Here is a 22,032-nt window from a genome sequence, read left to right on the forward strand (position 1 = left end):
CCGTGAGCACGACCCCGCAGCCCTCCGATCGTCCCTCGCGCCGCGGCGCGCTCCTTCCGCTCGGCGTGCTCGCTCTCGGAGCGGCGGAGCTCGCGATCCTGATCTGGATCGGGATGAGCACCTCGGTGTGGTGGGCGCTGCTGATCGTCGGGATCGGCTGGATCATCGGTGCGGCACTCGTGATCACCGCTGGTCAGCAGTCCTTCACCCGGCTGCGCTCCCTGGTGCGCGCCGCGCGCGGGGCGGGCTCGGTCGAGGACCACCTCAGCCGCCCCGTGTTCACGCTGCTCTCCGCGCTGCTGTTCTTCTTCCCGGGGATCCTCACCGATCTCGCCGGACTGGTGCTGCTGCTGGTGCCGGTGCAGCGACGGGCCGTGCGATCGATGGGCCTCGCCAGCGGCTCCGGCGCCGCGAACCGGGTGCTCTACCGGCGCGAGGCGGGCGGGGTCATCGACGGCGAGATCGTCATCGGCCCCGCCTCGGGAAGCGGCTCGAGCGCAGCCGAGCCCCCGCGCAGCGCACCGACCATCACCCAGGACTGACGCCCCACCACGCACAGCGCCCCTGCACCGAGATCGGTGCAGGGGCGCGGCCGTGCGGGGCGGGGTCTGGGGACCCCTGCGCTCAGAAGTTCCGGCGGGAGTGGAGCTTGCCGGCGCGCAGCAGCTCCAGGCGCTGATCGAGGAGGACCTGGAGGTCCTTCTCCTCGCGGCGCTCGAGGAGCATGTCCCAGTGGGTGCGCTGGGGCTTGCCCGGCTTCTCCTCGGGCTTCTCGTGGTCGCGCAGCACCGCGGTCGTGCCGCAGCGGCACTCCCAAATGGCGGGGACGTCGGCCTCGACGGAGAAGGGCAGGATGATGTGGTGGCCGTTCGGGCAGTCGTACACAGCATCCTGGCGGGGAGCGGCGAGGACGTTCTCGTCGGTCTCCATGCTGAGGGATCCGAGGCGGGTGCCTCGCAGGCTGCGACTGTTCATGGGGATCTGCCTTCCTGGTGGTTCGGAGAGCGGGGCGGCGCAGGGCGCACCCCTTCGCGAGGGACAACGCCGCCTCGGCGCGGATCATTCCCGATCTCCGCCGAGGAGGCGACGCAGGTCACGTCTGCGCGAGCAGAGGTGCAAGCAGGTCGATGCGATTGGTGATGATGCCGTCGGCCCCGAGGTCGAGGAGGCGGCGCATCTGCGCAGGCTCGTCGATGGTCCACACATGCACCTCGCAACCGGCACGGTGCGCGGCGGCGATGTTCGCGCGCGTCACGATGGGCACGCCCCGGTGCTGCACGGGCACCTGCAGCGCGGCGTAGGGGGCGAGCACCCGGCGCACAGCGCGATCCGGCGCGGGCAGTGTGCGGGCCGCGAGGAAGGCGGCCATCGCGCCGCGCGAGGGGCTGCGCACCGGGAGGATGCCTGTCGCCTCGAGGATGCCGTGCACGGCGGCGTGCGCGACCGCTCCCTCGAAGCTCGTCACGCACACCCGAGAGGCGGAACCGGTGCGGCGGATCGCCTCGACGGCCGGGCCGATGGCCGCGGCGTCCTTCACGTCGATGTTGACGGGGACGTCGGGGAAGGCCCCCAGGACGTCCTCGAGTGCGGCGAGCGGCTCGCCTCCGGCGGTGCGGATCCCAGGGAGGTCCGCGCGCGAGAGATCGCGGGTGCCCCGGGGATCAGCGCAGACGCGCTGCAGGGACGCGTCGTGGAAGGCGAGCGCGAGGCCGTCGCGGGTGGCGCGCGTGTCGGTCTCCAGGACAGTCGCCCCGAGCGCGAGCGCGTCCGCGAAGGCGCGCAGCGTGTTCTCCGCTCCGTCCGGTGCGAAGCCGCGGTGAGCGATGGCGCGCGGTCGCGGGCCCGGCAGGAACCGCGAGGGCGGGTCAGCGGGCGGACTGGTCGACCAGGGCATCCTCTTCCTCCTCGTCCCGGCTGCGGCGGCGCGCCTGCGCGCGGGCCTCGGCCGACTGGGCGGGCAGCACCGCCCGCGATCCGCGTGCGGACGTCCGCGCGGGCGCGGCGGCGCCAGCGGGCTCGTCGGCCCCCTGCTCGGCGGGCTCCCCGCCGTACTCGTCCTCGTCGAGCAGCGAACGGCGGGTGCGCACCACGAGCGCGACGGGGAAGAAGAGTGCGAACAGGCCCCACTGGACCGTGTAGGCCAGGTGCGAGCCGAGGCTCCGATCGGGCGCCTCGGGGGCCCGGGGGAGCGGGGTGACCGCCGGATCCTCAGTCGCCATGATCCCGTAGGCGTTCTGGAGCAGCTCCGTGCCATCGAGCGGCAGCAGCGGAGCTATCTGGGAGGGGGTGATCGTCTGGACCTGCCCGGGAGGGTTCGAGCGTCCCGCCAGCGGGCTCTCGGCCGGGCGCATCCGCGCGATGACCGTGGCGGGGCCTTCGGGCAGAGGGGGCTCGATGGCTGGGGTGGAGCCCGCCTCGGTGGTGTCCACCCAGCCGCGCACCACGAGCACGATCTCTCCCTCGTCGGTCTCGAAGGGGACGAGCTGCCAGAAGCCGACGAGCTGACCGTAGGAGCGATTGCGCACGTAGAGGGTGCAGCCGGGCTCCGTGCAGTAGGAGCCGTGCAGCTCGACCGGGGTCCAGAGCTGCTCGGGGGCCAGCGAAGAGCCAGCATCCGGGAGCACGTCCTGCAGCGCCACGGGCGCCGCGGCGTAGTTCGCGGCGATCACATCAGCGCGCTCCGATTTCACTTCGAAGCGGTGCCACTGCCACATGCCCAGGCCGATGCAGACCATCGAGGCCACGGCCACCAGGAGCACCGAGGCGATCCCTTCGCGGGAGAGCAGTCGCCGCAGCACTCGCGCCGCCATGCTCCGCCTCATGCGTGCATCGCGCCCTCGTGGGCGGTCACGTGCTGCGTGCTGATCTGCACGGGAGCGGCGGTGGAGGGGAGCGTGGTGGTGGCGTACTCCGTCAGGCGCACGAACAGGATCACGGTGGCGGCGGCGATCAGCAGGCCGAGCACGGTGACGAGGATGCTGAGCGCGAGTCGGAGGCGGGGTCGGGGGCGGCGCTCCTTCGGCGCGGGGAAGCCGTGGTCCTCCTCCGGCACGTCGCTGCGGGACCAGACGCCGGGCTCCACCACGCTCACGGGATATTCGGCCGGGCGGAGCTCGCGCACGCGCGCGCCGCTCGCGGGGATCTCCTCCGAGTCGGCGATCGGGGCATCAGCGCGCTGCGCCGCCTGGTCCTCCATCCACAGCCTCCAGCCCGCGGGGGCGGGACCCCATTCGGGCTGGGGGCGCCACCCCGTCGGCGGAGTCCACCCCGGGGCGGGGGGCTCCGGCCAGCGCGGCGGCGGATTGAAGGAGGCGGTCACGCAGTCTCGGCCTGCCCCAGAACGGTCGCGCCACCGAGAGCGGATGCGGAATGCTCCGCGGCGAGGGCGCTCCCGCCGACGACGACGGCCAGCACCACGATGACCAGCAGGAGCAGGCACCCGAGCCACCAGAAGCGGCGCACGGCGCTCACGGGCTCGCCGGGCGCCTGGTGATGCACGGGCGCAGGGACGGGTGCGAGGTGCGGGTCGCTGCGCAGCTCCGGATCGACATCGTCCGAGGACTCGTGCGCCGGGGCGGCGGGGGCAGAGGCCGGCTCGACAGGAGCGGGCTGGAAGGCGGGCCCCGGGTAGGCGGGAGCCGCCTCACCAGCGGGTTCCGACTCGACGGCGGCAGGTTCGAGAACGGGCTCCGGCTCGGCCAGGGCGGGCTCAAAGACGGGCTCGGCCGCAGCAGGCGTGGGCTCCGGCTCAGCGAGGGCCGGCTCGAAGGCAGGCTCCGGCTCGACCTCGACATCCGCCGTGCCGACGGTGGTGGCCGCGCCCTCGGTGACGGGGTGCACGGCCTCGCCGGCGTCGGCAGCCTGATCGGCCAGTTCGAGGGCCTCGGACTCTTCGGCGACCTGAAGCTCCGCGGCCGGGCTCTCGTCGGCCGCGACCTCGGCGAACGGCGCTTCGGACTCGTGCGAGACGGAGTCCCCAAGGAGGTCGGAGGGAGCCTCGTCGACAGTGTTCTCGTCGACCGGGAGCTCGGCGTCGAAGCCCTCGACATCTTCGACGTCCTCGACGATGACGACAGGAGCCTCATCGACGACAGAGCTCTCGTCGTCGGCGATGCCGGGCTCGTCCCCCAACGAGCTCACCGGAGCGGCCTCGACGAGCGGCTCGACGTGCGCCTCGTCCTGCGCCTCGTCCTGCACCTCGGCCTGCGACTCGTCCTGCGTCTCAGGGCGCTCCTCGGCGCTCGCGTCAGCGGCCGTGCCGAGGGCGGGAGCGGAGCCGGCGGCCGCGGAGTCCTCGGCCTCGGCCCAGAAGTTCCAGCCGTCCGGCGCGGGACCCCACTCGGGATCCGGGGTCCAGCCCGGAGGAGGCGTCCAGCCGGCCTCCTCGATGGGCCAGTTCGGCGGGGGGTTGAAGCGGTATGCCATCGCTGAGGTGCCTTTCCGGGCTCGTGACTGATGCTCGCGGGGCCTGCACGCGGTCGCAGCGGCCGCTCGCGGATCTCTCTCCGTATGCTAGGGCACCAGACCTGGGCGGCGCCGATCCGGCAGCCCCCGCGACCTCGAAGGAGCACCCGCATGCTTGACGCGACCCCGCAGCCCCGCAGCGTCCTCATCACTGGCGGCAACCGAGGGATCGGCCGCGCCATCGCCGAGGAGTTCGTGCGCTCGGGGGACAAGGTCGCGATCACGTCCCGCTCGGGGGAGGACGGCCCCGAGGGCACCCTCGTGCTCGCCGCGGACATCACCGACGGCTCGACCCTCGATGCCGCGATCAAGGCCGCGGAAGAGGCCCACGGCCCGATCGAGATCCTCGTCGCGAACGCGGGCATCACCGATGACCAGCTCCTGCTGCGCATGAGCGACGAGTCCTTCGAGTCAGTCGTGGACACGAACCTCACCGGGACCTTCCGCACCGTCAAGCGCGTCATCAAGAGCATGATCCGCAAGAAGAAGGGCCGCATCGTCCTGATCAGCTCGGTCGTCGGCCTCTACGGATCGCCCGGGCAGGTCAACTACTCCGCATCCAAGTCCGGGCTGATCGGCATGGCGCGCTCCATCACGCGCGAGCTCGGATCGCGCGGCATCACCGCGAACGTCGTCGCTCCGGGCTACATCGCCACCGACATGACGGCCGCCCTGCCGGAAGAACTGCAGCAGAAGTACCTCGCGGCCATTCCTGCGGCGCGCTTCGCCGATCCCGGGGAGGTGGCCCGCGTGGTCGCATTCCTAGCCGGGGACGACGCCGCCTACATCTCGGGAGCCGTGATCCCCGTCGACGGCGGCCTCGGCATGGGACACTGATCCTCTGACCCCGTTGCAGCGAACGAAGGCGTGAGCACCTCCCATGGCATCCGACCCTGACAGTCGAATCCTCCTGATCATGCGCCACGGCAAGGCCGAGGGCGCCGCCGCGACCGATCATGAGCGCGGCCTCACCGACAAGGGCCGCTCCCAGGCCCAGATGGTCGGGGAGTACCTCGAGTCGCAGGGGGTCCGCCCCACCCTGGTGCTCGTCTCCGATGCCGTGCGCACCCAGGAGACCTGGGAGAGCGTCCTTGAGGCGATGCCAGGATTCGCGGGAGAGGTGCAGGTGACCGGCGCGCTCTACGAGGCAGGCCCGGCAGAGGCTCTCGATCTCGTGCGCGCGGCCGACCCCTCGCATCCGGTGGTCCTGGTCATCGGCCATGAGCCCACGATGTCGAGCCTGACCGATCACCTCGCGGGGGAGGAGTCCGACCCCGGCTCCGCCGCCCAGGCGCGCATCGGCCTGCCGACGGGAGCCATGTGCGTCCTCTCCGGCTCCAGCGCGCCGTGGAGCGGCCTGGCGGAGGACTCGATGACGCTGCACACGGTCCTGCGCAGTTGAGCCGACGACGAGGGGCGCACCCGGGCTTCGATCCCGGTGCGCCCCTCTTCGCTGTCCGTCCGTCCTGGAGCCTCAGCTCTGAGCCTTCAGTCCTGGGGCCTCAGTCCCGGGGCTGCGACACCTGCTCCAGGAGGGCCTCGATCGGCTCCCACGCCTCCAGCAGGCTGGGCCCTTCGAGGCAGATGTCCGCCACCTCCCGCAGCGCGGGCTTGCCCTGGAAGGCGATGCCGATCCCTGCGGCCGAGAGCATGGCGCGATCGTTGGCGCCGTCCCCGAGCGCGATCGTGCGGCTCAGCGGAACACCGTGCTCGGCGGCGAGACGGCGCAGTGCGGCCTCCTTCGCGGCGCCATCGATCACCGGGCCCTCCACGCGCCCCGTGAGACGCCCATCGCGCACCTCGAAGCGGTTCGCGATCACGTGATCGACCCCGGCGTCGGCGGCGAGCGCGTCGATCGCCTCGTGGAACCCGCCGGAGACCAGCGCAGTCACCACGCCCGCCGCTCGGGCGCGCGCGATCAGCTCGAGGGCCCCGGGAGTCGGCACCAGGGCGGAGCGCACGTCGGCGAGAACGCTCACGGGCAGTCCTGCGAGAGTCGCGACCCGCTGATGGAGGGACTGGGCGAAATCGAGCTCGCCGCGCATCGCGGCCTCGGTGACGGCCTGGACCGCTTCCCGAGTGCCGGCGTGATCCGCGACGAGCTCGATCACCTCCTGCGTGAGGAACGTCGAGTCGACATCGCTTACCAGGAGCGCCCGCGCTGCGGGCGATGCTGCAGAGGTCATCACGGGGTGACGATCTCTCCCTTGCCGATCACGGTGATGCCGGATTCGGTGACATGGAAGCCGCGCGCGCGATCGTGCTCCGGGTCGAGACCGATCTGGGTGCGCGAGGGGATCTCCACGTTCTTGTCGATGATCGCGCGGTGGATCTGGCAGTGGCGCCCGATGGTGACGCCGTCCATGATCACCGAGTCCGAGATGCTCGACCACGAGTGGTAGCGCGTGTTCGGCGAGAGCACCGAGTTCGAGATCTGCGCTCCCGAGACCACGACGCCGGGCGAGACGATCGAGTCGACCGCCGAGCCGACGCGGCCGGGGCCGGCGTGGACGAACTTCGCGGGAGCGAGATTGCGCACCCCGGCGTAGGTCGGCCACTGGTCGTTGTAGAGGTTGAAGATCGGATGGATCGAGATCAGATCCATGTGCGCCTCGTAGAAGGCGTCGATGGTGCCCACGTCGCGCCAGTAGTCGCGGTCGCGGTCGGTGGAGCCGGGGACGTCGTTGCGGATGAAGTCGTAGACGCCCGCAGCGCCCTGGTCCACGAAATAGGGGACGATGTTGCCGCCCATGTCGTGGGCGGAGTCCTCGTTCTCGGCGTCCCGGGTCACGGCCTCGACCAGCGCATCGGCGGTGAAGACGTAGTTGCCCATCGAGGCGAGGATCTGGGTGGGATCGTCCGCCAGGCCCTCGGTGGTCTTCGGCTTCTCCACGAAGCGCTTGATCTTCTCGGGCTCGGAGGAATCGACCTCGATCACGCCGAACTGGTCGGACTCCTCGATGGGCTGGCGGATCGCGGCCACCGTGCAGGGGAGGCCCGAGGCGATGTGCGCCTCGACCATCTGCGAGAAGTCCATGCGATAGATGTTGTCGGCGCCGACGACCACGACGTAGTCGGGGTTCTCCTCGCCGATGAGGTTCAGGGACTGGTAGATCGCGTCGGCGCTGCCGAGGAACCAGTGCTTGCCGGTGCGCTGCTGCGCGGGGACGGAGGCGATGTAGTTCCCGAGGAGGGAGTTCATGCGCCACGTGGTGGAGATGTGCTTGTCCAGGGAGTGCGACTTGTACTGGGTCAGCACGACGATCTGGAGATAGCCGGAGTTGACGATGTTCGACAGGGCGAAGTCGATCAGTCGGTAGATGCCGCCGAAGGGGACGGCAGGCTTGGCGCGGTCGAGGGTGAGCGGCATGAGCCGCTTCCCCTCTCCGCCGGCGAGGACGATGGCGAGCACTTTGGGCATGAGTAGAGGATAATGGAACTGTGGGCCGTTTCACACAGCATCTCGACTGGCGGTCCTCCCGCACCCTCGGCGCCGTCCACGGCGGCGCCCCTGAAGCCTTGACCCCAGGAGGTCCCATGCGCGTCGATCTGCTCACCAAGGAATACCCACCGGAGGTGTACGGGGGCGCCGGCGTGCACGTCGCCGAGCTCACCCAGGTGCTCCGGCCCCACATCGACGTCCAGGTGCGCTGCTTCGGCGCGCCCCGGGACGAGGAGGGCACGACCGCCTACGGCACGCCCTCGGAGCTCGAGGGCGCGAACTCGGCACTCGTCACCATGGGCACGGATCTCCCGATGGCGGAGGACTGCGCGGGCGCGGACCTCGTCCACTCGCATACCTGGTACGCGAACTTCGCCGGCTTCACCGCCTCGCTCCTGCACGGCATGCCCCACGTGATCAGCGCGCACTCCCTCGAGCCGCTGCGGCCGTGGAAGGCCGAGCAGCTCGGCGGCGGCTACCGCCTCAGCTCGTACATCGAGCGCACCGCATACGAGAACGCCGCCGGGATCATCGCGGTCTCCGGCGGCATGCGCGAGGACATCCTGCGCTCGTACCCGAACGTCGACCCGGACAAGGTCCACGTGGTCCACAACGGGATCGACATCGACTCCTGGGCCCCGAACCCCGATACGTCCGTCCTGACCGATCGCGGCATCGATCCCGATGCGCCGACGATCGTGTTCGTCGGCCGCATCACCCGTCAGAAGGGCCTGCCCTACTTCCTGCGCGCGGTGCGCGAGCTGCCGGCCGACTACCAGCTGGTGCTGTGCGCGGGGGCCCCGGACACCCCCGAGATCGCCCAGGAGGTCGAGGACCTCGTGAGCGAGCTGAAGGCCACGCGCCAGGGCGTGAACCTGATCACCGAGATGCTCCCGCGCGATCAGCTCACCCAGATCCTCTCCCACGCGACCACGTTCGTGTGCCCGAGCGTGTACGAGCCCCTCGGCATCGTGAACCTCGAGGCGATGGCGTGCGGCATCCCCGTCGTCGCGACCGCCACGGGCGGCATCCCCGAGGTCGTCGTGGACGGCGAGACCGGCTACCTGGTGGAGATCGACCAGGTCGATGACGGCACGGGCACCCCGAAGGACCCGGAGAAGTTCGTCGCGGATCTCGCCGCCGCCCTCGTGAAGATGGTGAGCGATCCGGAGCGCGCGAAGCAGATGGGCGAGGCCTCGCGCCGCCGCGCCACGGAGCACTTCTCCTGGACCTCGATCGCCGAGCGCACCCTCGAGGTGTACCGCACGGTGATCGAGCAGTCCCGCGCCTGATGCCTCCCCGGCGGGAGCCCTCGCAGGAGGGCTCCCGCCGGGGAGATCAGCGCAGTCCGTCGGCCGCGATCCCGCCGACGGTCTCCGCGAGCGCCTCGCGCGCGCCGTCCCGCAGCTGTCGCAGCACCTGCGCGCGCGCCGATTCCTCGGCGAGCGCGCGGGCGGTGCCGGGGCTGAGCAGCTCCTGCCCCGCCAGCAGCAGGGTGCGGGCGGTGAGGACGAGCTGCTGCTGATCGCTCGGCGCGAGGCCGGGCGGCGGTAGGGTCGCCGTCCAGCCCGGCGGCAGGGAGGCGAGCTCGACCTGCTCCTCGGGCACGAGATCGAGCGCCACGGTGCCGGAGGCCGCGCGGTGGAGGCTGCGCAGGAAGTCGCGCCGTGCCGATCCGCCGAGCATCGGGGGCGCCGTGGCAGCGCCCGGGGGCGCGGCGAAGCGCTCCCACTGCACGTGCACTCCGCGCATGCCCTCGGAGCCGATGGGCTCGGCCGCGGGGACGAGCGTGTGGTCGGCCAGTCCCGCGGCGCCGACGACGATCGCCTGCTCCGCCTCGAGCGCGGCGCCGATCGCGGCCGGCGGGCCGATGAGACCTGCGATCCGCCCGGGGACGGGCAGCACGAGCTGCAGGCTCACCAGCGGGATGCGGCGCAGGCCGGTCATCCAGTCGAAGAGGTCCTCCCCGCTGGTCTCGGCGTGACGGTGGCCGCTGCCGCGGGCGGCGATCGCGGCGTCGTCGGGCCCGATGTCTCCGCGCAGGTACGCGCCCGCCCACAGCATCAGGGCGGCCGCGCGGGGGAGCGGCACGAGGTCGCGCGCGGCGGCGCCCGTGAAGACGGAGGGGTCCGGCAGGTCGCTCACGCCGCAGAGAACCGCGCGGTGCGCCCGGGGATGTCCACGGAGTCCAGGTGCACCTGGATCACCGTGCCGACCTCCGCATCGATCAGGATCCACGCGGTGACGGGCGGGTCGGTGAGCTGCACCTCGACCCGGGTCTGCGATGGTGTGCCGTTCTTCTTCCCGTCCTTGCCCGTCGGCGTCTTCCCCTCGCGCCGCTCGATCACGGCGGCGGAGAACGTCTCGCCGACGAGGGCCTCGAGCGCCGCCGTCTCCACGAGGCTGACGGCGTCGCGCTCGAGCGCCCCGCCGCGAGCGGCGGACTCCCGCATCAGCTCGGGCAGCAGCGGGAGAGCCTCTCGCAGATCGGCCGGAAGCTGCTCGCCGCGCACGTGCGCGAGGCAGGCGAGCAGCACGAAGCGGTCGACGAGGCGGCGGAGAGGCGCGGTGGTGTGCGCGTACGGAGCGGCGAGAGCGGCCTGCTCGTGGTCCTCAGGGATCTCCTCGGGGGTCGTGAACGCGGCGTAGGACGCGCCGCGGAACAGGGATGCGGCCTGGTTCAGCAGGGCCAGGTGCGCAGGGTCGCGCCAGTCGAGGGTGCGCAGGAACGCGCCATAGGTGAGACCGTCGGCCCAGGGGATCCCGAGCACCTCGGCCTGGCGGCGGAAGCGGGCGATGTTCGTGGCGTCGGCGGGCGGCATGGTGCGCAGCACCCCGGCGCCGCCCTCGAGCATGATCGTCGCGGCGGCCATTCCGGTCATCAGCGAGATCTGCGCGTTCGCATCCTCGATGGGGTGCAGCTCCCGCCAGCGCAGGCGCACGTGCTCGCCGTCGGCCTCGACCTCCTGCTCGGGAACGGTGAGGCTCGCGCCGCCGCGCTCGACCTCGAGGGCCGCGCGGAGGTCGCCGATCTCCTGGAGCAGCGCCATCATCGGATGGGGATCACCCGCATCGATCTGCGCCTGCACGCCGTCGTAGTCGAGCTTCTCGCCCGAGCGCACGATCGCGCGGCGCAGATCCACCGCCGTCACCTCGCCCTTCGCGTCCAGATCGAGGATCCACACGAACGCGGGGGCCTCCTGGTCCGGGAGGAGGGACGCGGCGCCCTCGCTGATCACCGGGGGGTGCAGGGGGATCCGACGGTCCGGCAGGTACACGGTCGCCCCGCGGCGGCGCGCCTCCGCATCGAGCGCGGAGCCGAGCGGCACGAACAGGGGGACGTCAGCGATGGCGTAGTGGACCCGGTACCCCGCGCCGGTGCGCTCGAGGTGCATGGCCTGGTCGAGGTCCGTGGAGCTCTCGGGATCGAGGGTCACGAACGCGACGGCGGTGAGGTCCTCGTGATCGCGGGCGCGGTCGCGCCAGCTCGCTGCGGCCTCCTCGGCCTCGGCGAGGACGCCCGGCGGGAACTCGACGGCGAGCTCGGAGTCCTGCTGGGCCTTCGCGATCAGCGCATCGAGGCCCTCCTTGATCGTCGCCGCGGCGACCGATCCCTTCGGGGCGTGGAGCGAGACGGGACGCTGCGGCACGGGAGCCTCCTGGGTGGGGCTGGAATGCGGGCCGGCGTCGACGGGGCTTCCGCCCTCCGCCCGGCGCCCTGGGCCTGCTCAGTGTAGGCAGAGCGCGCCTGGGTGCCGGGTGCGCGCAGCGTGTGCGCGCCGCCAGGGTCCGGCGCGCTCCAGACGGTATCGTCACAGGCATGTCCTACGCTGCCGCTGAACTCACCGATGTCGTCGTCCGCCGCAGCGGGCGCAACCTGCTCGATTCCCTCTCGCTGCGCATCGGCGAGGGCGAGCGCTGGGTGGTGCTCGGCCCCAACGGCGCCGGCAAGTCCACGCTCGTGCGCCTGCTCGCAGCCCGCCTGCACCCGACGTCCGGCACGGTGGACATCCTCGAGCAGCGCCTCGGCCGCACCGACGTCTTCGAGCTGCGCCCCCTGATCGGCCTCGCGAGCCAGGAGCTCGCCGACTCGGTCCCGGCTCAGGAGACCGCGCTGAACGTCGTGGTCACCGCCGGGTACGGCGTCGTCGGCCGCTGGCGCGAGCAGTACGACGATCTGGACACCGACCGCGCCCGCACCCTGCTGCACGCCTTCGGCGTCGCGAATCTGGCCGACCGGCAGTTCGGCACCCTCTCCACGGGGGAGCGCAAGCGCGTGCTCTCGGCGCGCGCGCTCATGACCGATCCCGAACTGCTGCTGCTGGACGAGCCGGCTTCGGGACTGGACCTCGGGGGCCGCGAGGAGCTCGTGCGGAACCTCGCGCGGCTCGCGAAGGATCCCGCGACGCCGGTGACGATGCTCGTCACCCACCACGTCGAGGAGATCCCCCCGGGCTACACGCACGCCCTTCTGCTGCGCGGCGGGAAGGCCGTCGCGGCCGGGCCCCTCACCGAGACCCTCACCTCGCAGAACCTCACGCGCACCTTCGGGCTGCCGCTCGTGGTCGAACAGCATGGAGAGCGCTTCACCGCGCGCTCCGTGCAGCTCTCCTGACCCCGGCGATGGTTCCGGCGGAGCAGATGAGGGAGGAGCATGCGCAGATCATCCGGATCGAGGATCTGAGCGAATCCCGGCTGGACGACTATCTGCGCATGACCGACGTGCGCCTGCGCTCGAGCATGGAGGTGGAGCGCGGGCTGTTCATGGCCGAGAGCTTCAACGTCATCAAGCGTGCGATGGCCTCGGGTGCACAGCCGCGATCCTTCCTCATGAGCGAGACGTGGATCGAGCGCTTCGCGCCGCTGTTCACCCGGTTCCCTGACGTGCCCGTATTCGTGGGCGAGGAGAGCCTGCTGGAGGAGCTCACCGGATTCCACCTGCACCGCGGGGCCCTCGCCGCCATGCAGCGCCCGCAGCTGCCGAGCATCGCCGAGGTGCTGCAGGGTGCGCGCACGGTCGCGATCCTCGAGGACATCGTGGACCACACGAACGTGGGCGCCATGTTCCGCTCGGCCGCGGCTCTCGACGTGGACGCCGTGCTCGTGACCCCCAGCTGCGCGGATCCGCTGTATCGGCGCTCGATCCGGGTCTCGATGGGCACGGTGTTCCAGGTGCCGTGGACGCGCCTCGAATCCTGGCCGCACGGCGAGGACGGCATCGCGCAGCTCCACGCGGCCGGCTTCGACGTACTCGCCCTCGCGCTCAGCGACTCGGCGGTGGCGCTGGATCAGGTCGATCTCAGGGCGGACCGCAAGGTCGCGCTCGTGCTCGGCTCCGAGGGGCACGGACTGAAGCCCGCGACCCTGCGGGCGGTCGACCAGCACGTCATCATCCCGATGAGCGGAGCGGTCGACTCGCTGAACGTCGCCGCGGCGAGCGCCGTCGTGTTCTGGCAGCGGCGGGCGATGGCGGGGGAGCGACCGGCCGCCGGATCAGCTCAGTCGGCCGAGAAGCACGCGTGAGCGACATGCTTGAGCCGGCCCTGGTGCCGGAGCTCCTGGTCGCCGATCTCGAGGAGAGCCTCGCGTTCTGGGTCGGCATCGCCGGGTTCTCCATTTCGTACGACCGGCCCGAGGAGCGCTTTGCGTACCTCGCGCTCGGCAGCGCGCACCTGATGCTCGAGCAGGAGGGCGTGGGCCGCAACTGGATCACCGGCCCGCTCGAGAGGCCGCTCGGCCGCGGGATCAATCTCCAGATCTCCGTCTTCGAAGCCCAGCTCGAGACGATCCTCGCTGGTCTGGGTTCCGCGGGCCGGACCCTGTTCATGGAGCCGGAGACGCGCTGGTACCGGGTCGGCGAGCAGGACGAGGCCGGGGTGCGGCAGTTCCTGGTCACGGATCCCGACGGGTATCTGGTGCGGTTCCAGGCGTTGGGTGGGGCGGCGGTCAGTGGCCTGAGTGGGAAGGTTGGCGTATGAAGGATGGGAAGATCCGAGCATGACTCGTACGCACTCTCAGCCTCACGCAGTCCTCCGTCGCGCAAGCGTCGACGACGCCGACGCGATCACAGATGTGTTCCTGGCTTCCCGAGCAGCCGCCATGCCGTACCTGCCCCACCAGTACGACGATGACCAGACCCGCTGGTGGGTCACGCATGTCGTCATGCCCGAGTGCGAGGTCTGGGTCGCGGAGGAACCCGGTCGGTCGGAGCTTCACGGGTTCGCAGCCGTCAAGGACGATGTGCTCGAGCACCTCTATGTGGCCCCGGAGCAGCGGCGGCGCGGAGTCGGCAGCCTGCTGCTCGAGCAGGCACGTCGGGTGAGTCCCGACCGGCTGACCCTGCGGGTCTTCACGCGGAACACCGATGCGCGCGCCTTCTATGAGCGGCGCGGCTTCCAACTTCTGGACGAGAACGACGGAACCCGCAACGAAGAGAACGAGCCGGACATGACGTACCGGTGGACCCCACCCCGCTGACGAGGCCGGCAGCCATCGGTCGGCGGCGCGGTGCGAGCGCGGCATGGGAGCGGTGTGTCGCCCCGGGTCTCCTAGAGGCTCGCACGTGACGCGTCGGCGTCGGGTCTGCTGCACCGACCGGGGACGTTAGTCGACCTTTCAGCAGCAGTTCCCGCATGTTCTCGGGACACGTCGACGATAGGCTCCAGGTCATGGCTCGTGTCGTGTTCATGTGTGGTCCGGCTGGCTCGGGCAAGTCGACGGTGGCCCGCTCACTGGAAGCGGGTGGATTCGCCCGGCTGTCCTTTGACCAGGAAGCGTGGAACCGCGGCCTCAGGTCGATGCCCCTGCCGTCGCCCGAGCACGCGGCGATCGAGACGCTCCTGCGCCAGCGGCTGGTGGACCTCGTGAACCAAGGGCGAGATGTCGTGCTCGACTTCTCGTTCTGGTCGAGGCGCATGCGGCACGACTGGCGGGCTCTGCTCGAACCTGCGGGTGTCGTGCCCGAGACGATCTATCTGGCCACGGACCGGGCGACGTGCCTTGAGCGAGTGGAGGCGCGGACGCTGGGACACTGCGACGACTTCACCCTCAGCCCCGAGCTCGCCGCCGCCTACTTCGACGGTTTCCAGGCGCCCACCGAGGATGAGGGGCCACTGACCGTGATTCCCGAATCCGCGTGAGGTTCTCACCTCCTCTCATGACCGTCCCGCCGTCAGCGGCCTGAGCGGTCGTGGGACCGATGGCGGCCGACCCCGCTGGTTCAGCGATCGCGGGCGAGTGCTTGTGCGGCTGACGGCTCGCACCTCGGTCGAGGTGAGCGTCCGTTAGCAGCTGAGTCGTGGGGGCGGCGAGCACCCAGACGAAGCCTGAGTCCGATCGAGGGATCGGGTCGTCGCCAAGTCGTTCGATCAATGTGTCCGGTCAGTACATCTTGTGGCCGCGAGCATTGGGGACCTGGACATCGTCCGACTCCTGGCCGAGGCCCGGGACGGCCTGACCGAGGCCGGGCGCGAGATCGTGCGCGCAGCGACGGCGCGATGCCTCGACCAGTCCTCCGCCTGAGCGCGTTCGAGGGCCGTCTTCCCGAGAGGAGCGGCCCCGAGAGCTCCGCCGCATGACCCTGGATGGAGAAAATCCCCCAAGTGCGCATCGTGGAGAGGCGTGGGGGATGTCGTGAGACGAGGATAGCGCGGGATTGTGCAAGGCAGGGTCCAGCGCATTCGCCGTGCCCACGGCGAGCTCAGTCGCTGGTGACCCGCCCGAAGCCCCGCAGCACGGCGCGCTCATCGTCCTCGGCGGGATCGGCCACGTCGGGATGCAGAGCGTCGACGGTGTGTCGTGCGAGGGTAAGCGCGGCCGGCGCAAGCGCGGGCTCGCCGAGGGGCAGGTCGAGATCCAGGTGATGCACGGTGAGCTCGACGGCCCACGTGGCCAGGAAGTCACCGGTCGCGATGACGTGGCCTTGGAAGGCGAGGGCGCCCTCGTCGATGCGCGCGGCAGTGCCGCGCACCCCGCGCCCGACCATGCTCAGGTGCTCCATTGCGTTCTGAGGCCGGGAGTAGGCGCTCGCGGTGCGGCGCGTCCAGAGGATCCCGGGGACGGGATCCTCCTCAGCGCCGTCCTCCCACGTGCTCCAGTAGCTCGCGGCGTCGACCGTGGGCATCTCATCCGTGGTGGCGGACATGCCTGCGAGCATCTCCTCGAGCCCCACCCGCACGTGGACGAGGCAGTCCACGCGTGCCCACCCGTGCGCGCGGCTCGGGGCCAGCAGAGCGAGGTCGTCTAGAGATGCGGCGACTCTCTCGAAAGCGTCGAGGGCGGCCAGGAGCGCGCCGCGCCCCTTGTCGAGGGGGATGCTCAGCGCTGCAGTTATGGCGTGATCCTCAGGACTCCGTGACCGTGAACGTCGCGACCCCGTGGGCGATGGGGGTGCCGTCCTGGTCGGCGACGTCGCCCTCGAGTAGCACGAGCTTCCCGCCGCGCTTGCGCACCTCGGCGGTCGCAGTCAGCGTGTCGCCAGGTGTGCCGGGGTTCAGGTAGGTGACGGTCAGCTGGACGGTCGCGACCTGCTGCCCCTCTTCCAGGCCCTCGCGCACCGCATCGCCCATGGCCGCGTCCAGCAGCGTCGCGATGAGGCCGCCCTGCACGCCGCCCGCGGCATTGGCGTGGCGCTCATCGGTGCGGACGGTGGGATCGCCGGAGGTATCGATGCCGACGTGCTCGAGGAAGGGGTTCGCGGTGCTCATGGCCTCGAGGATGCCAGATCGCAGCGCCACCCGGCGGTCACCATCCTCAGACCAGCCGCCGCCTGCTCAGGTGCAGCCCCGCATAGCGGGCGGCCATCTTCCCCTCGTGCACGCTCAGCACCACGGTGGGGGACATCCAACCCTGCGAGGCCTTGTGCAGCAGGCGGTCCTCGCCGAGGGTGATCGCGGCGTGCGCGGCCTGCCCATCGGCCGTGCGCCAGACGAGCACCGTGCCGATCTCCTGGTCAGCGGCAGCGCCGCGGACCGGCTCGGTGGCGCCGACGAGCCACCGCTCGAACGGCTCGATCTGCATCCACTCGGCCTCGGCGCCCGCAACGCCCGCCGCAGCCATGACCGCGCCGAAGCAGTTTGGCCCGCTGGTCTCCGGGAATGTGCCGGCGATTCCGCGCGCCCCGGGCAGACGCTCGCCGATCCGCGTCCAGCTCTCCGCTGAGATCTCTCGATGCCGGCTCGGGGCGCGCCTCCGCTCGACGCGCCGCACGGTCTGCTCGAGATCCCGGGCGGGATCGGCCGTCGGCCAGCGGTGCGGGGCCGGCTGCTGGGCGCGCACCGCCGTCGGGAGCTCGCGCGCCTGCGCCCGGTCGAGGAGGACGATCCGCTGCTCGGGCGGGCAGAAGTAGAGCTCGAAGGAATCGCGCAGCTCAGCGGTCACTCGCGCGCGCTCGCCGGCCCATCCGCTGCTCTCCGCGATGTCCGCGGGGACGCGGAAGGGCTGCGTGGCCGGCATCAGCCAGTCGCGCCAGCGCTCGAGACGATCACGGCCGACGGGGATGCCGAGGACCTCGCGGGGGCTCGTGGCTGTCGCTCGTCTCGTCGGCCTTTCGACGCGCCTCCGGCGAGCCAGCGCCCTGCTCCGCCATCAGAGCGCCGCGAGGAAAGCGCGCACGCGCTCGAGGAGCAGTACCGCCGCCTCGGGGTCATAGGCGGGGAGGGAGGAGTCGGCGAACAGGTGCTGATCGCCGGGGTAGAGGAACAGCTCGGCGCGCGGGGCGGAAGCGGCGAGGGCCTCGGCGTACTCGAGGTCCTCGGCGAAGAACTCATCGCCGCTCTTCCCATGGATCTGCACGGGGACGGCATCCGGCCACTGCTCCCCGTACTCCGACACCGGCAGGCACGAGTACATGAGCAGGGCGCCCGCAGCGTCGGCCCGCGTCTGCGCGAGCTCCTGAGCGATGGTGACGCCGAAGGAGAACCCGGCGAAGACCGTGGGCCCGCTCAGCTCGGCGGCAGCGGCGAGGCCCCGCTCGCGCAGCACGTCGAAGCCCGTCTCGGTGGCGAAGGCGAAGCCGTCCTCGATGCTGGAGAAGGTGCGGCCCTCGAACAGATCGGGGACCACCACGGTGTGGCCGTCCTGGCGCAGCTCGTCGGCGAAGCTGCGGACGCCGTCCGTCAGCCCCTGGATGTGGTGGATCAGCAGGATCTGGGCCATGGCGTCCTCCTCGGGATTCTCCGCGGTCGCGGAATTGCCCTGAGGCTACGGGGCCGGCGGCGCCTGATCAACCTGCGGCGCGGCATAGACGTCCACGGTGCGCTGCAGCAGGAGCAGGCCGTCGGGGATCCGCTGGAAGCCGAGGCGCTCGTAGAAGCCGGTGACCTCCTCGTTCATCGCGTCGATCACGACCACGCGCGTGCCGACGGTCCGCGCGGCCACGAGCACGCGGTGCATCGCATCCGCGACGAGCGCCTCGCCCATGCCCTGGCCGTGCAGATGCTCGGCGAGCGCGACGCGCGAGAGCAGCATCGCGGGGATCTCCCGCAGTCCCGCCCCCCCGATGCGATCGGGCAGGCGCCCGCGGGAGATCTTGTGCGCGGAGAGCGTGTAGTAGCCGGTGATCGTGCCGTCGTCGGCCGACCACACCCACGTGCGGGCGGTCATCGTGCGCTCGGCGCGCACGGCGCTGCGGTGCAACCACGTATCCAGGGTGATGTCTCCGCTGCTGAACTCGCCGATGCGGTGGCGATCAGGGTCCAGCAGCTCGGAGGTGAGGTCGGAGTCGGCATCGAGGCCCTCGCCGGTGGGTCCGGAGGAGCCGACCAGCCCGTCCATCGGGTTCATCATGTCGCGGATCTCGTGGCAGCGCCGCTCGTAGGCGCGCTCGAGCCGCTCGTTCGCGTGCGGCGGCTCATCCAGCTGCGCCCACAGGTCATCGAAGTACTGCGCGGGAACGACCGTGGAGGCCTGGTTCTCGCGGAGGACCTGCTCGGCACGCTCCTCGAGCGCCCGCTGCGCGAAATCCTCCAAGTCCTCACCGGCGAGGTCGGTGGCGCTGCGGACGGCGTCGCTGATCGAGGGAGAGATGCTGAAGCGCACATCGGTGCTGGTCATGGCGTTCTCCTGGGATCCGGGGTGCTGGTGCATGCGATGCCCGCCACTCTACGAGAGGCCCCCTGGGGGCGGGCCGATCTCGTCTGTCCCACCCCTGATCGACAGTAGTGGACACATGTTCGATTCTCTGACCTGCGCGGCTTGACGCCCGCACCGAGCATCGGCGTACTGTTCGAACGCATGTTCGATCGAAGCGTCGGTGCCGGGCTCATGCCCGCCAGGTCAGGACAGGAGGCGAGAGACCCATGAGCACTCCCACGCAGCTGCGCCCGGCGCACGCCGATCGGCCCGACGCCGCCGAGCGGTCCAACCGCGCCGACCGTCTGGCCCGGGCGCGCGCCGCTCTCGGCGCGGCCGAGCGCAGCGCCTCCCGGTGGGGCGGCCGCATCGACCGCACGGCCCTCGGCGGTCTCAGCGCTGCGGAGCCCGTGCCTGCCGACGAGGATGCCGAGACGCGGGGCGCTGCCGCCGCGAAGGGCGCCTCCTCCGGTCGCCCGCCACTCGGGCTGGTGCCCTCCCCGCACCGCATCCAGGAGACGCAGGAGACGGGGGAGGAGCCCCCCGCCGATCAGCCCGCCGGGGCGCCCGGGGCCCCGGCGCCGCTGCCTCCCGACGCGCACTCCCGCCTCCCGCTGCCGGGCCCCCTCGCCTCGCTCGTGCCCTACGGCTCGCTGCGCGCGGGCAGCTCCGTGGCGATCGAGGGCCCGGGCTCGACCTCCCTGCAGCTGGCTCTCGCCGCGAGCGCGAGCGGTCCCGACGCCTGGTGCGCGATCGCGGGGATGCCCCACGTGGGCCTGCGCGCCGCGCGCGATGCGGGTCTGGACTTCTCGCGCCTCGCACTGGTCCCTGCGGTCAGCGCCGAGGAGATGCCGCAGCTGCCGCAGGTGCTCTCCGCGCTCGTCGACGGCGTCGGCGTGCTCGTGCTCGGGGCGCAGCTGCGGCTGTCCCCGGCGCTGTGGCGCAGCCTGGTCGATCGCGCCCGCGCGCAGGACACCCTGCTCGTGGCGGCCGCGCCTCCCGGGCGCGCCGATCTGCACCTGCGCACCCGCAGCGAGATGTGGACGGGACTGCGCGCAGGCAGCGGGCGCCTGCGCTCGCGCCGGCTGCACGTGAGCTCGGCCGGTCGCGGCATCGCCGGGGAGCGCGAGGCCATCGTGCTCCTGCCCGAGGTCCACGGTCTGCTCGCCGCCCCCGCCGGGGCCGAGCGCGCGCCTCTGCACGCGGTGCGGAGGGCCGGATGACCCTCCTGCTGCCCCCGGCGCCCCCGGAGCAGGAGCGCCCCGAGGCCCTGCCCGCCACCCGCACCGCCGCCGTGCTCATCCCCGCCTGGCCCCTCGTCGTCGCGCACGACCACCTCGAGCGCAGTGCCGAGGGCGGAGCGCGAGCGGACGGGAGCAGGCCGCCACTGATCGTGATGGAGCACCACCGCGTGCTGCACGCCGACGATCTCGCCCGCGCGCACGGGGTGAGCGCAGGCATGCGGCGCCGCTCAGCGCAGGCCGCCTGCCCCGGAGCGATCGTCGCGGACCGCGACCGGGAGCGCGAGAGCGCCCTGTTCGAGCTGGTCGCCGCGGCGGTCGACTCGGTGGCCGCGGGCGTGGACGTGCTGCGCCCGGGCGTGCTGCTGATGAGCGCGCGCGGTCCCGCCCGCCACCAGGGCGGGGAGAGCGCCCTCGCGGAGCGGATCGTGGACGCGGTGGCCGACGCGACCGGCTGGGACTGCGCGGTCGGCATCGCCGACGGTCCCTTCGCGGCGCTGCTCGCGGCCCGCACCGGGAGGATCGTGCGCCCGGGCCGCAGCCGCGACTATCTCGCCCCGCATGATCTGGAGGCGCTGCGGGAGGCGCCGGTCGGCCCTGGGTGGGGGCATCGCGACCGGCCCGCTGCCGTCGGCGAGAAGGGCGGGCGCCTGGATCTCGCCGAGGTCATCGACCTCCTGGCCCGCCTCGGCATCACGAGCCTCGGGGACTTCGCGGCGCTGCCGCGCGCCTCGGTGCTGACCCGCTTCGGGGCCGACGTCGCCCAGCTGCACCTGCTCGCCAGCGGCGGGGAGCCCATCCCGCCGGCCGCGCACCATCCCACCCAGCCCCTCGAGGTGATCCGCGCGCTGGAGACGCCGCTCGTGCGCGCGGACCAGGCCGCCTTCATCGCCCGGCCCATGGCCGAGGAGCTGCACAGCATGCTGGTGGCCCGCGGGATGATCTGCACGCGCCTACGGATCAGCGCGCGCACCGCCGCGGGCGAGGAGCTCGAGCGCACCTGGCGGCATGACGGCGCACTCGCCCCGGCGGACGTCGTGGACCGGATCCGCTGGCAGTGCGACGGCTGGATCACCAGCGCCCGGCTGCGCCGCAGCGGCGCCCAGGAGGTCGGAGAGATCGTGCGGATCGGCCTGCACCCCCTCCAGCTCATGCCTGCCGGGGAAGGGGCCGCGGCGCTGTGGGGGAGCGCCGGGGAGGCCGCCCAGCGCGCAGGCCGCGCCTTCGCGCGCGCCCAGGGCCTCGCGGGGGAGGAGGCCGTGCTCGTTCCCGCTGAGATCGGCGGGCGCCTGCTGCGCGAGCAGGTGCACCTGGTGCCCTGGCGCAGCGAGAAGCCCGATGCCCGGCCCGGCCCCTGGCCGGGATCCCTGCCCCGTCCTCTGCCTGCGGTGGTGTTCGCGCAGCCGCCGCCGGTGGAGCTGCGCGCCGCGGGCGGCAGCGGCGTGGTCGTCACCGCCCGCGGGCTGCTGAGCGCGGATCCGGCCGCTCTGCGCGTGCCGGCGGGAGAGCGGGCGCAGGATGCGCCGGCCGACCTGCGCGCGCACGGGCTGGAGCCGGGGCGGGACTACGCCGTCACCGGTTTCGGGCGGCCCAGCATCCTGGACGAGCGCTGGTGGTCACCCGATGGGGCCCGGGCCGCGCGACTGCACGTGATCCTGGAGGAAGGGCATGCGCTGCTCCTGCTGTCCCGGGCAGGGCAGTGGCATGCGGAGGGTCTCTATGACTAGGGCCGCGATGACGGCGCCCGCAGGAGGGCGGATGCGCAGCGGGGCCGCGACCCGGCTGCGGCCGCCCCGAGAGGCGGTGCACCGGTCC

25 protein-coding genes and 1 pseudogene are annotated in these 22,032 nt (G+C 72.1%); 12 read left to right on the forward strand and 14 right to left on the reverse strand.

Annotated elements, in window-relative coordinates; genetic code table 11:
- Positions 1-2: 2 nt before the first annotated feature.
- Positions 3-542 (forward strand): FxsA family protein, encoded by a 540-nt coding sequence (locus Bequi_RS12180; protein ID WP_249738207.1) that lies wholly within the window; start codon positions 3-5, stop codon positions 540-542.
- Between the two features lie 82 nt (positions 543-624).
- Here the strand turns inward: Bequi_RS12180 and Bequi_RS12185 are convergent, their stop codons facing one another.
- The 5 genes from Bequi_RS12185 to Bequi_RS12205 all read right to left on the reverse strand — a co-directional run bounded on the left by Bequi_RS12185 (position 625) and on the right by Bequi_RS12205 (position 4,425).
- The gene (locus Bequi_RS12185) at positions 625-975 is read right to left on the reverse strand and encodes an RNA polymerase-binding protein RbpA (protein WP_249738208.1); all 351 of its coding nucleotides are present in this window, start codon (positions 973-975) and stop codon (positions 625-627) included.
- Positions 976-1,093: 118 nt separating this feature from the next.
- Positions 1,094-1,894, reverse strand: a complete 801-nt coding sequence (locus Bequi_RS12190) for a glycerophosphodiester phosphodiesterase family protein (RefSeq protein WP_249738209.1) — start codon at positions 1,892-1,894, stop codon at positions 1,094-1,096.
- A complete protein-coding gene (locus tag Bequi_RS12195; protein WP_249738210.1) occupies positions 1,866-2,810 on the reverse strand; it encodes an SURF1 family cytochrome oxidase biogenesis protein in 945 nt (314 codons plus the stop codon). The genes Bequi_RS12190 and Bequi_RS12195 overlap by 29 nt, the downstream gene beginning before the upstream one ends.
- A gap of 8 nt (positions 2,811-2,818) precedes the next feature.
- Positions 2,819-3,196, reverse strand: a complete 378-nt coding sequence (locus Bequi_RS12200; RefSeq protein WP_249738211.1) for a hypothetical protein — start codon at positions 3,194-3,196, stop codon at positions 2,819-2,821.
- Between the two features lie 119 nt (positions 3,197-3,315).
- Positions 3,316-4,425, reverse strand: a complete 1,110-nt coding sequence (locus tag Bequi_RS12205; protein ID WP_249738212.1) for a hypothetical protein — start codon at positions 4,423-4,425, stop codon at positions 3,316-3,318.
- A 150-nt stretch (positions 4,426-4,575) separates the two neighbouring features.
- Here Bequi_RS12205 and Bequi_RS12210 point away from each other — a divergent pair, with 150 nt between their 5' ends.
- Both Bequi_RS12210 and Bequi_RS12215 read left to right on the forward strand, forming a co-directional pair.
- Positions 4,576-5,301, forward strand: coding sequence for a beta-ketoacyl-ACP reductase (locus Bequi_RS12210; RefSeq protein ID WP_249738213.1), 726 nt, complete (start codon positions 4,576-4,578; stop codon positions 5,299-5,301).
- A gap of 43 nt (positions 5,302-5,344) precedes the next feature.
- A complete protein-coding gene (locus tag Bequi_RS12215; protein WP_249738214.1) occupies positions 5,345-5,866 on the forward strand; it encodes a SixA phosphatase family protein in 522 nt (173 codons plus the stop codon).
- 100 nt (positions 5,867-5,966) lie between these two features.
- Here Bequi_RS12215 and serB read toward each other — a convergent pair whose 3' ends face one another.
- Both serB and glgC read right to left on the reverse strand, forming a co-directional pair.
- Positions 5,967-6,650 (reverse strand): phosphoserine phosphatase SerB, encoded by a 684-nt coding sequence (serB, locus tag Bequi_RS12220; protein WP_249738215.1) that lies wholly within the window; start codon positions 6,648-6,650, stop codon positions 5,967-5,969.
- Positions 6,650-7,885, reverse strand: coding sequence for a glucose-1-phosphate adenylyltransferase (gene glgC / locus Bequi_RS12225; protein ID WP_249738216.1), 1,236 nt, complete (start codon positions 7,883-7,885; stop codon positions 6,650-6,652). The genes serB and glgC overlap by 1 nt, the downstream gene beginning before the upstream one ends.
- A 116-nt stretch (positions 7,886-8,001) precedes the next feature.
- On the opposite strand from glgC, the gene glgA reads away from it, so the two are divergent.
- Complete coding sequence (glgA, locus tag Bequi_RS12230) at positions 8,002-9,198, forward strand: glycogen synthase (RefSeq protein ID WP_249738217.1); 1,197 nt, start codon at positions 8,002-8,004, stop codon at positions 9,196-9,198.
- Positions 9,199-9,244: 46 nt separating this feature from the next.
- Here glgA and Bequi_RS12235 read toward each other — a convergent pair whose 3' ends face one another.
- Both Bequi_RS12235 and Bequi_RS12240 read right to left on the reverse strand, forming a co-directional pair.
- On the reverse strand, positions 9,245-10,051 hold the full coding sequence (locus Bequi_RS12235; RefSeq protein WP_249738218.1) for a hypothetical protein: 807 nt from the start codon (positions 10,049-10,051) through the stop codon (positions 9,245-9,247).
- Entirely contained in the window at positions 10,048-11,556 is a 1,509-nt protein-coding gene (locus tag Bequi_RS12240; protein ID WP_249738219.1) for an RNB domain-containing ribonuclease, read from the reverse strand. Before Bequi_RS12240 ends, Bequi_RS12235 begins: the two co-directional genes overlap by 4 nt.
- Before the next feature lie 170 nt (positions 11,557-11,726).
- Between Bequi_RS12240 and Bequi_RS12245 the strand changes: the two genes are divergently transcribed.
- The 6 genes from Bequi_RS12245 to Bequi_RS14285 all read left to right on the forward strand — a co-directional run bounded on the left by Bequi_RS12245 (position 11,727) and on the right by Bequi_RS14285 (position 15,427).
- Complete coding sequence (locus tag Bequi_RS12245; protein ID WP_249738220.1) at positions 11,727-12,521, forward strand: ABC transporter ATP-binding protein; 795 nt, start codon at positions 11,727-11,729, stop codon at positions 12,519-12,521.
- A 26-nt stretch (positions 12,522-12,547) separates the two neighbouring features.
- Entirely contained in the window at positions 12,548-13,429 is an 882-nt protein-coding gene (locus tag Bequi_RS12250; RefSeq protein WP_249738221.1) for a TrmH family RNA methyltransferase, read from the forward strand.
- Positions 13,426-13,884: a bleomycin resistance protein gene (locus Bequi_RS12255; protein ID WP_249738222.1), complete on the forward strand. Its 459-nt coding sequence runs from the start codon at positions 13,426-13,428 to the stop codon at positions 13,882-13,884. Before Bequi_RS12250 ends, Bequi_RS12255 begins: the two co-directional genes overlap by 4 nt.
- 121 nt (positions 13,885-14,005) lie before the next feature.
- Complete coding sequence (locus Bequi_RS12260) at positions 14,006-14,383, forward strand: GNAT family N-acetyltransferase (RefSeq protein WP_249738223.1); 378 nt, start codon at positions 14,006-14,008, stop codon at positions 14,381-14,383.
- 191 nt (positions 14,384-14,574) lie between these two features.
- The gene (locus Bequi_RS12265) at positions 14,575-15,045 is read left to right on the forward strand and encodes a P-loop nucleotide/nucleoside kinase family protein (RefSeq protein ID WP_249738224.1); all 471 of its coding nucleotides are present in this window, start codon (positions 14,575-14,577) and stop codon (positions 15,043-15,045) included.
- Positions 15,046-15,298: 253 nt separating this feature from the next.
- Entirely contained in the window at positions 15,299-15,427 is a 129-nt protein-coding gene (locus tag Bequi_RS14285) for a hypothetical protein (RefSeq protein WP_283774977.1), read from the forward strand.
- Between the two features lie 178 nt (positions 15,428-15,605).
- Here the strand turns inward: Bequi_RS14285 and Bequi_RS12270 are convergent, their stop codons facing one another.
- From Bequi_RS12270 to Bequi_RS12290, 5 genes and pseudogenes are all read right to left on the reverse strand, one after another.
- Positions 15,606-16,049 carry a hypothetical protein gene (locus tag Bequi_RS12270; RefSeq protein ID WP_430623120.1) on the reverse strand — a complete coding sequence of 148 codons (444 nt, stop codon included), beginning with the start codon at positions 16,047-16,049 and terminating at the stop codon, positions 15,606-15,608.
- A gap of 199 nt (positions 16,050-16,248) precedes the next feature.
- The gene (locus tag Bequi_RS12275) at positions 16,249-16,611 is read right to left on the reverse strand and encodes a PaaI family thioesterase (RefSeq protein ID WP_249738225.1); all 363 of its coding nucleotides are present in this window, start codon (positions 16,609-16,611) and stop codon (positions 16,249-16,251) included.
- 46 nt (positions 16,612-16,657) lie between these two features.
- Positions 16,658-17,359: a hypothetical protein gene (locus tag Bequi_RS12280; RefSeq protein WP_249738226.1), complete on the reverse strand. Its 702-nt coding sequence runs from the start codon at positions 17,357-17,359 to the stop codon at positions 16,658-16,660.
- 132 nt (positions 17,360-17,491) lie between these two features.
- Positions 17,492-18,067, reverse strand: a pseudogene (locus tag Bequi_RS12285) (dienelactone hydrolase family protein); the annotation flags it as partial.
- A gap of 39 nt (positions 18,068-18,106) precedes the next feature.
- Complete coding sequence (locus Bequi_RS12290) at positions 18,107-18,958, reverse strand: GNAT family N-acetyltransferase (RefSeq protein ID WP_249738228.1); 852 nt, start codon at positions 18,956-18,958, stop codon at positions 18,107-18,109.
- Positions 18,959-19,203: 245 nt separating this feature from the next.
- Here Bequi_RS12290 and Bequi_RS12295 point away from each other — a divergent pair, with 245 nt between their 5' ends.
- On the forward strand, positions 19,204-20,199 hold the full coding sequence (locus Bequi_RS12295) for a hypothetical protein (RefSeq protein WP_249738229.1): 996 nt from the start codon (positions 19,204-19,206) through the stop codon (positions 20,197-20,199).
- Positions 20,196-21,944 (forward strand): DNA polymerase Y family protein, encoded by a 1,749-nt coding sequence (locus tag Bequi_RS12300; RefSeq protein ID WP_249738230.1) that lies wholly within the window; start codon positions 20,196-20,198, stop codon positions 21,942-21,944. Before Bequi_RS12295 ends, Bequi_RS12300 begins: the two co-directional genes overlap by 4 nt.
- Positions 21,945-22,032: the final 88 nt, after the last annotated feature.

The sequence above is a fragment of the Brachybacterium equifaecis genome (genome assembly GCF_023509525.1).
GTDB lineage: Bacteria > Actinomycetota > Actinomycetes > Actinomycetales > Dermabacteraceae > Brachybacterium > Brachybacterium equifaecis.

What these genes read in the sequence shown, in the direction of transcription:
- Bequi_RS12185 (WP_249738208.1), bottom strand. Translation starts at nt 975, where the DNA reads ATGAACAGTCGCAGCCTGCGAGGCACCCGCCTCGGATCCCTCAGCATG.
- Bequi_RS12190 (WP_249738209.1), bottom strand. Translation starts at nt 1,894, where the DNA reads ATGCCCTGGTCGACCAGTCCGCCCGCTGACCCGCCCTCGCGGTTCCTG.
- Bequi_RS12195 (WP_249738210.1), bottom strand. Translation starts at nt 2,810, where the DNA reads ATGGCGGCGCGAGTGCTGCGGCGACTGCTCTCCCGCGAAGGGATCGCC.
- Bequi_RS12200 (WP_249738211.1), bottom strand. Translation starts at nt 3,196, where the DNA reads ATGGAGGACCAGGCGGCGCAGCGCGCTGATGCCCCGATCGCCGACTCG.
- Bequi_RS12205 (WP_249738212.1), bottom strand. Translation starts at nt 4,425, where the DNA reads ATGGCATACCGCTTCAACCCCCCGCCGAACTGGCCCATCGAGGAGGCC.
- Bequi_RS12210 (WP_249738213.1), top strand. Translation starts at nt 4,576, where the DNA reads ATGCTTGACGCGACCCCGCAGCCCCGCAGCGTCCTCATCACTGGCGGC.
- Bequi_RS12215 (WP_249738214.1), top strand. Translation starts at nt 5,345, where the DNA reads ATGGCATCCGACCCTGACAGTCGAATCCTCCTGATCATGCGCCACGGC.
- serB (WP_249738215.1), bottom strand. Translation starts at nt 6,650, where the DNA reads ATGACCTCTGCAGCATCGCCCGCAGCGCGGGCGCTCCTGGTAAGCGAT.
- glgC (WP_249738216.1), bottom strand. Translation starts at nt 7,885, where the DNA reads ATGCCCAAAGTGCTCGCCATCGTCCTCGCCGGCGGAGAGGGGAAGCGG.
- glgA (WP_249738217.1), top strand. Translation starts at nt 8,002, where the DNA reads ATGCGCGTCGATCTGCTCACCAAGGAATACCCACCGGAGGTGTACGGG.
- Bequi_RS12245 (WP_249738220.1), top strand. Translation starts at nt 11,727, where the DNA reads ATGTCCTACGCTGCCGCTGAACTCACCGATGTCGTCGTCCGCCGCAGC.
- Bequi_RS12250 (WP_249738221.1), top strand. Translation starts at nt 12,548, where the DNA reads ATGAGGGAGGAGCATGCGCAGATCATCCGGATCGAGGATCTGAGCGAA.
- Bequi_RS12260 (WP_249738223.1), top strand. Translation starts at nt 14,006, where the DNA reads ATGCCGTACCTGCCCCACCAGTACGACGATGACCAGACCCGCTGGTGG.
- Bequi_RS12265 (WP_249738224.1), top strand. Translation starts at nt 14,575, where the DNA reads ATGGCTCGTGTCGTGTTCATGTGTGGTCCGGCTGGCTCGGGCAAGTCG.
- Bequi_RS12270 (WP_430623120.1), bottom strand. Translation starts at nt 16,049, where the DNA reads ATGTCCGCCACCACGGATGAGATGCCCACGGTCGACGCCGCGAGCTAC.
- Bequi_RS12275 (WP_249738225.1), bottom strand. Translation starts at nt 16,611, where the DNA reads ATGAGCACCGCGAACCCCTTCCTCGAGCACGTCGGCATCGATACCTCC.
- Bequi_RS12280 (WP_249738226.1), bottom strand. Translation starts at nt 17,359, where the DNA reads ATGCCGGCCACGCAGCCCTTCCGCGTCCCCGCGGACATCGCGGAGAGC.
- Bequi_RS12290 (WP_249738228.1), bottom strand. Translation starts at nt 18,958, where the DNA reads ATGACCAGCACCGATGTGCGCTTCAGCATCTCTCCCTCGATCAGCGAC.
- Bequi_RS12295 (WP_249738229.1), top strand. Translation starts at nt 19,204, where the DNA reads ATGAGCACTCCCACGCAGCTGCGCCCGGCGCACGCCGATCGGCCCGAC.
- Bequi_RS12300 (WP_249738230.1), top strand. Translation starts at nt 20,196, where the DNA reads ATGACCCTCCTGCTGCCCCCGGCGCCCCCGGAGCAGGAGCGCCCCGAG.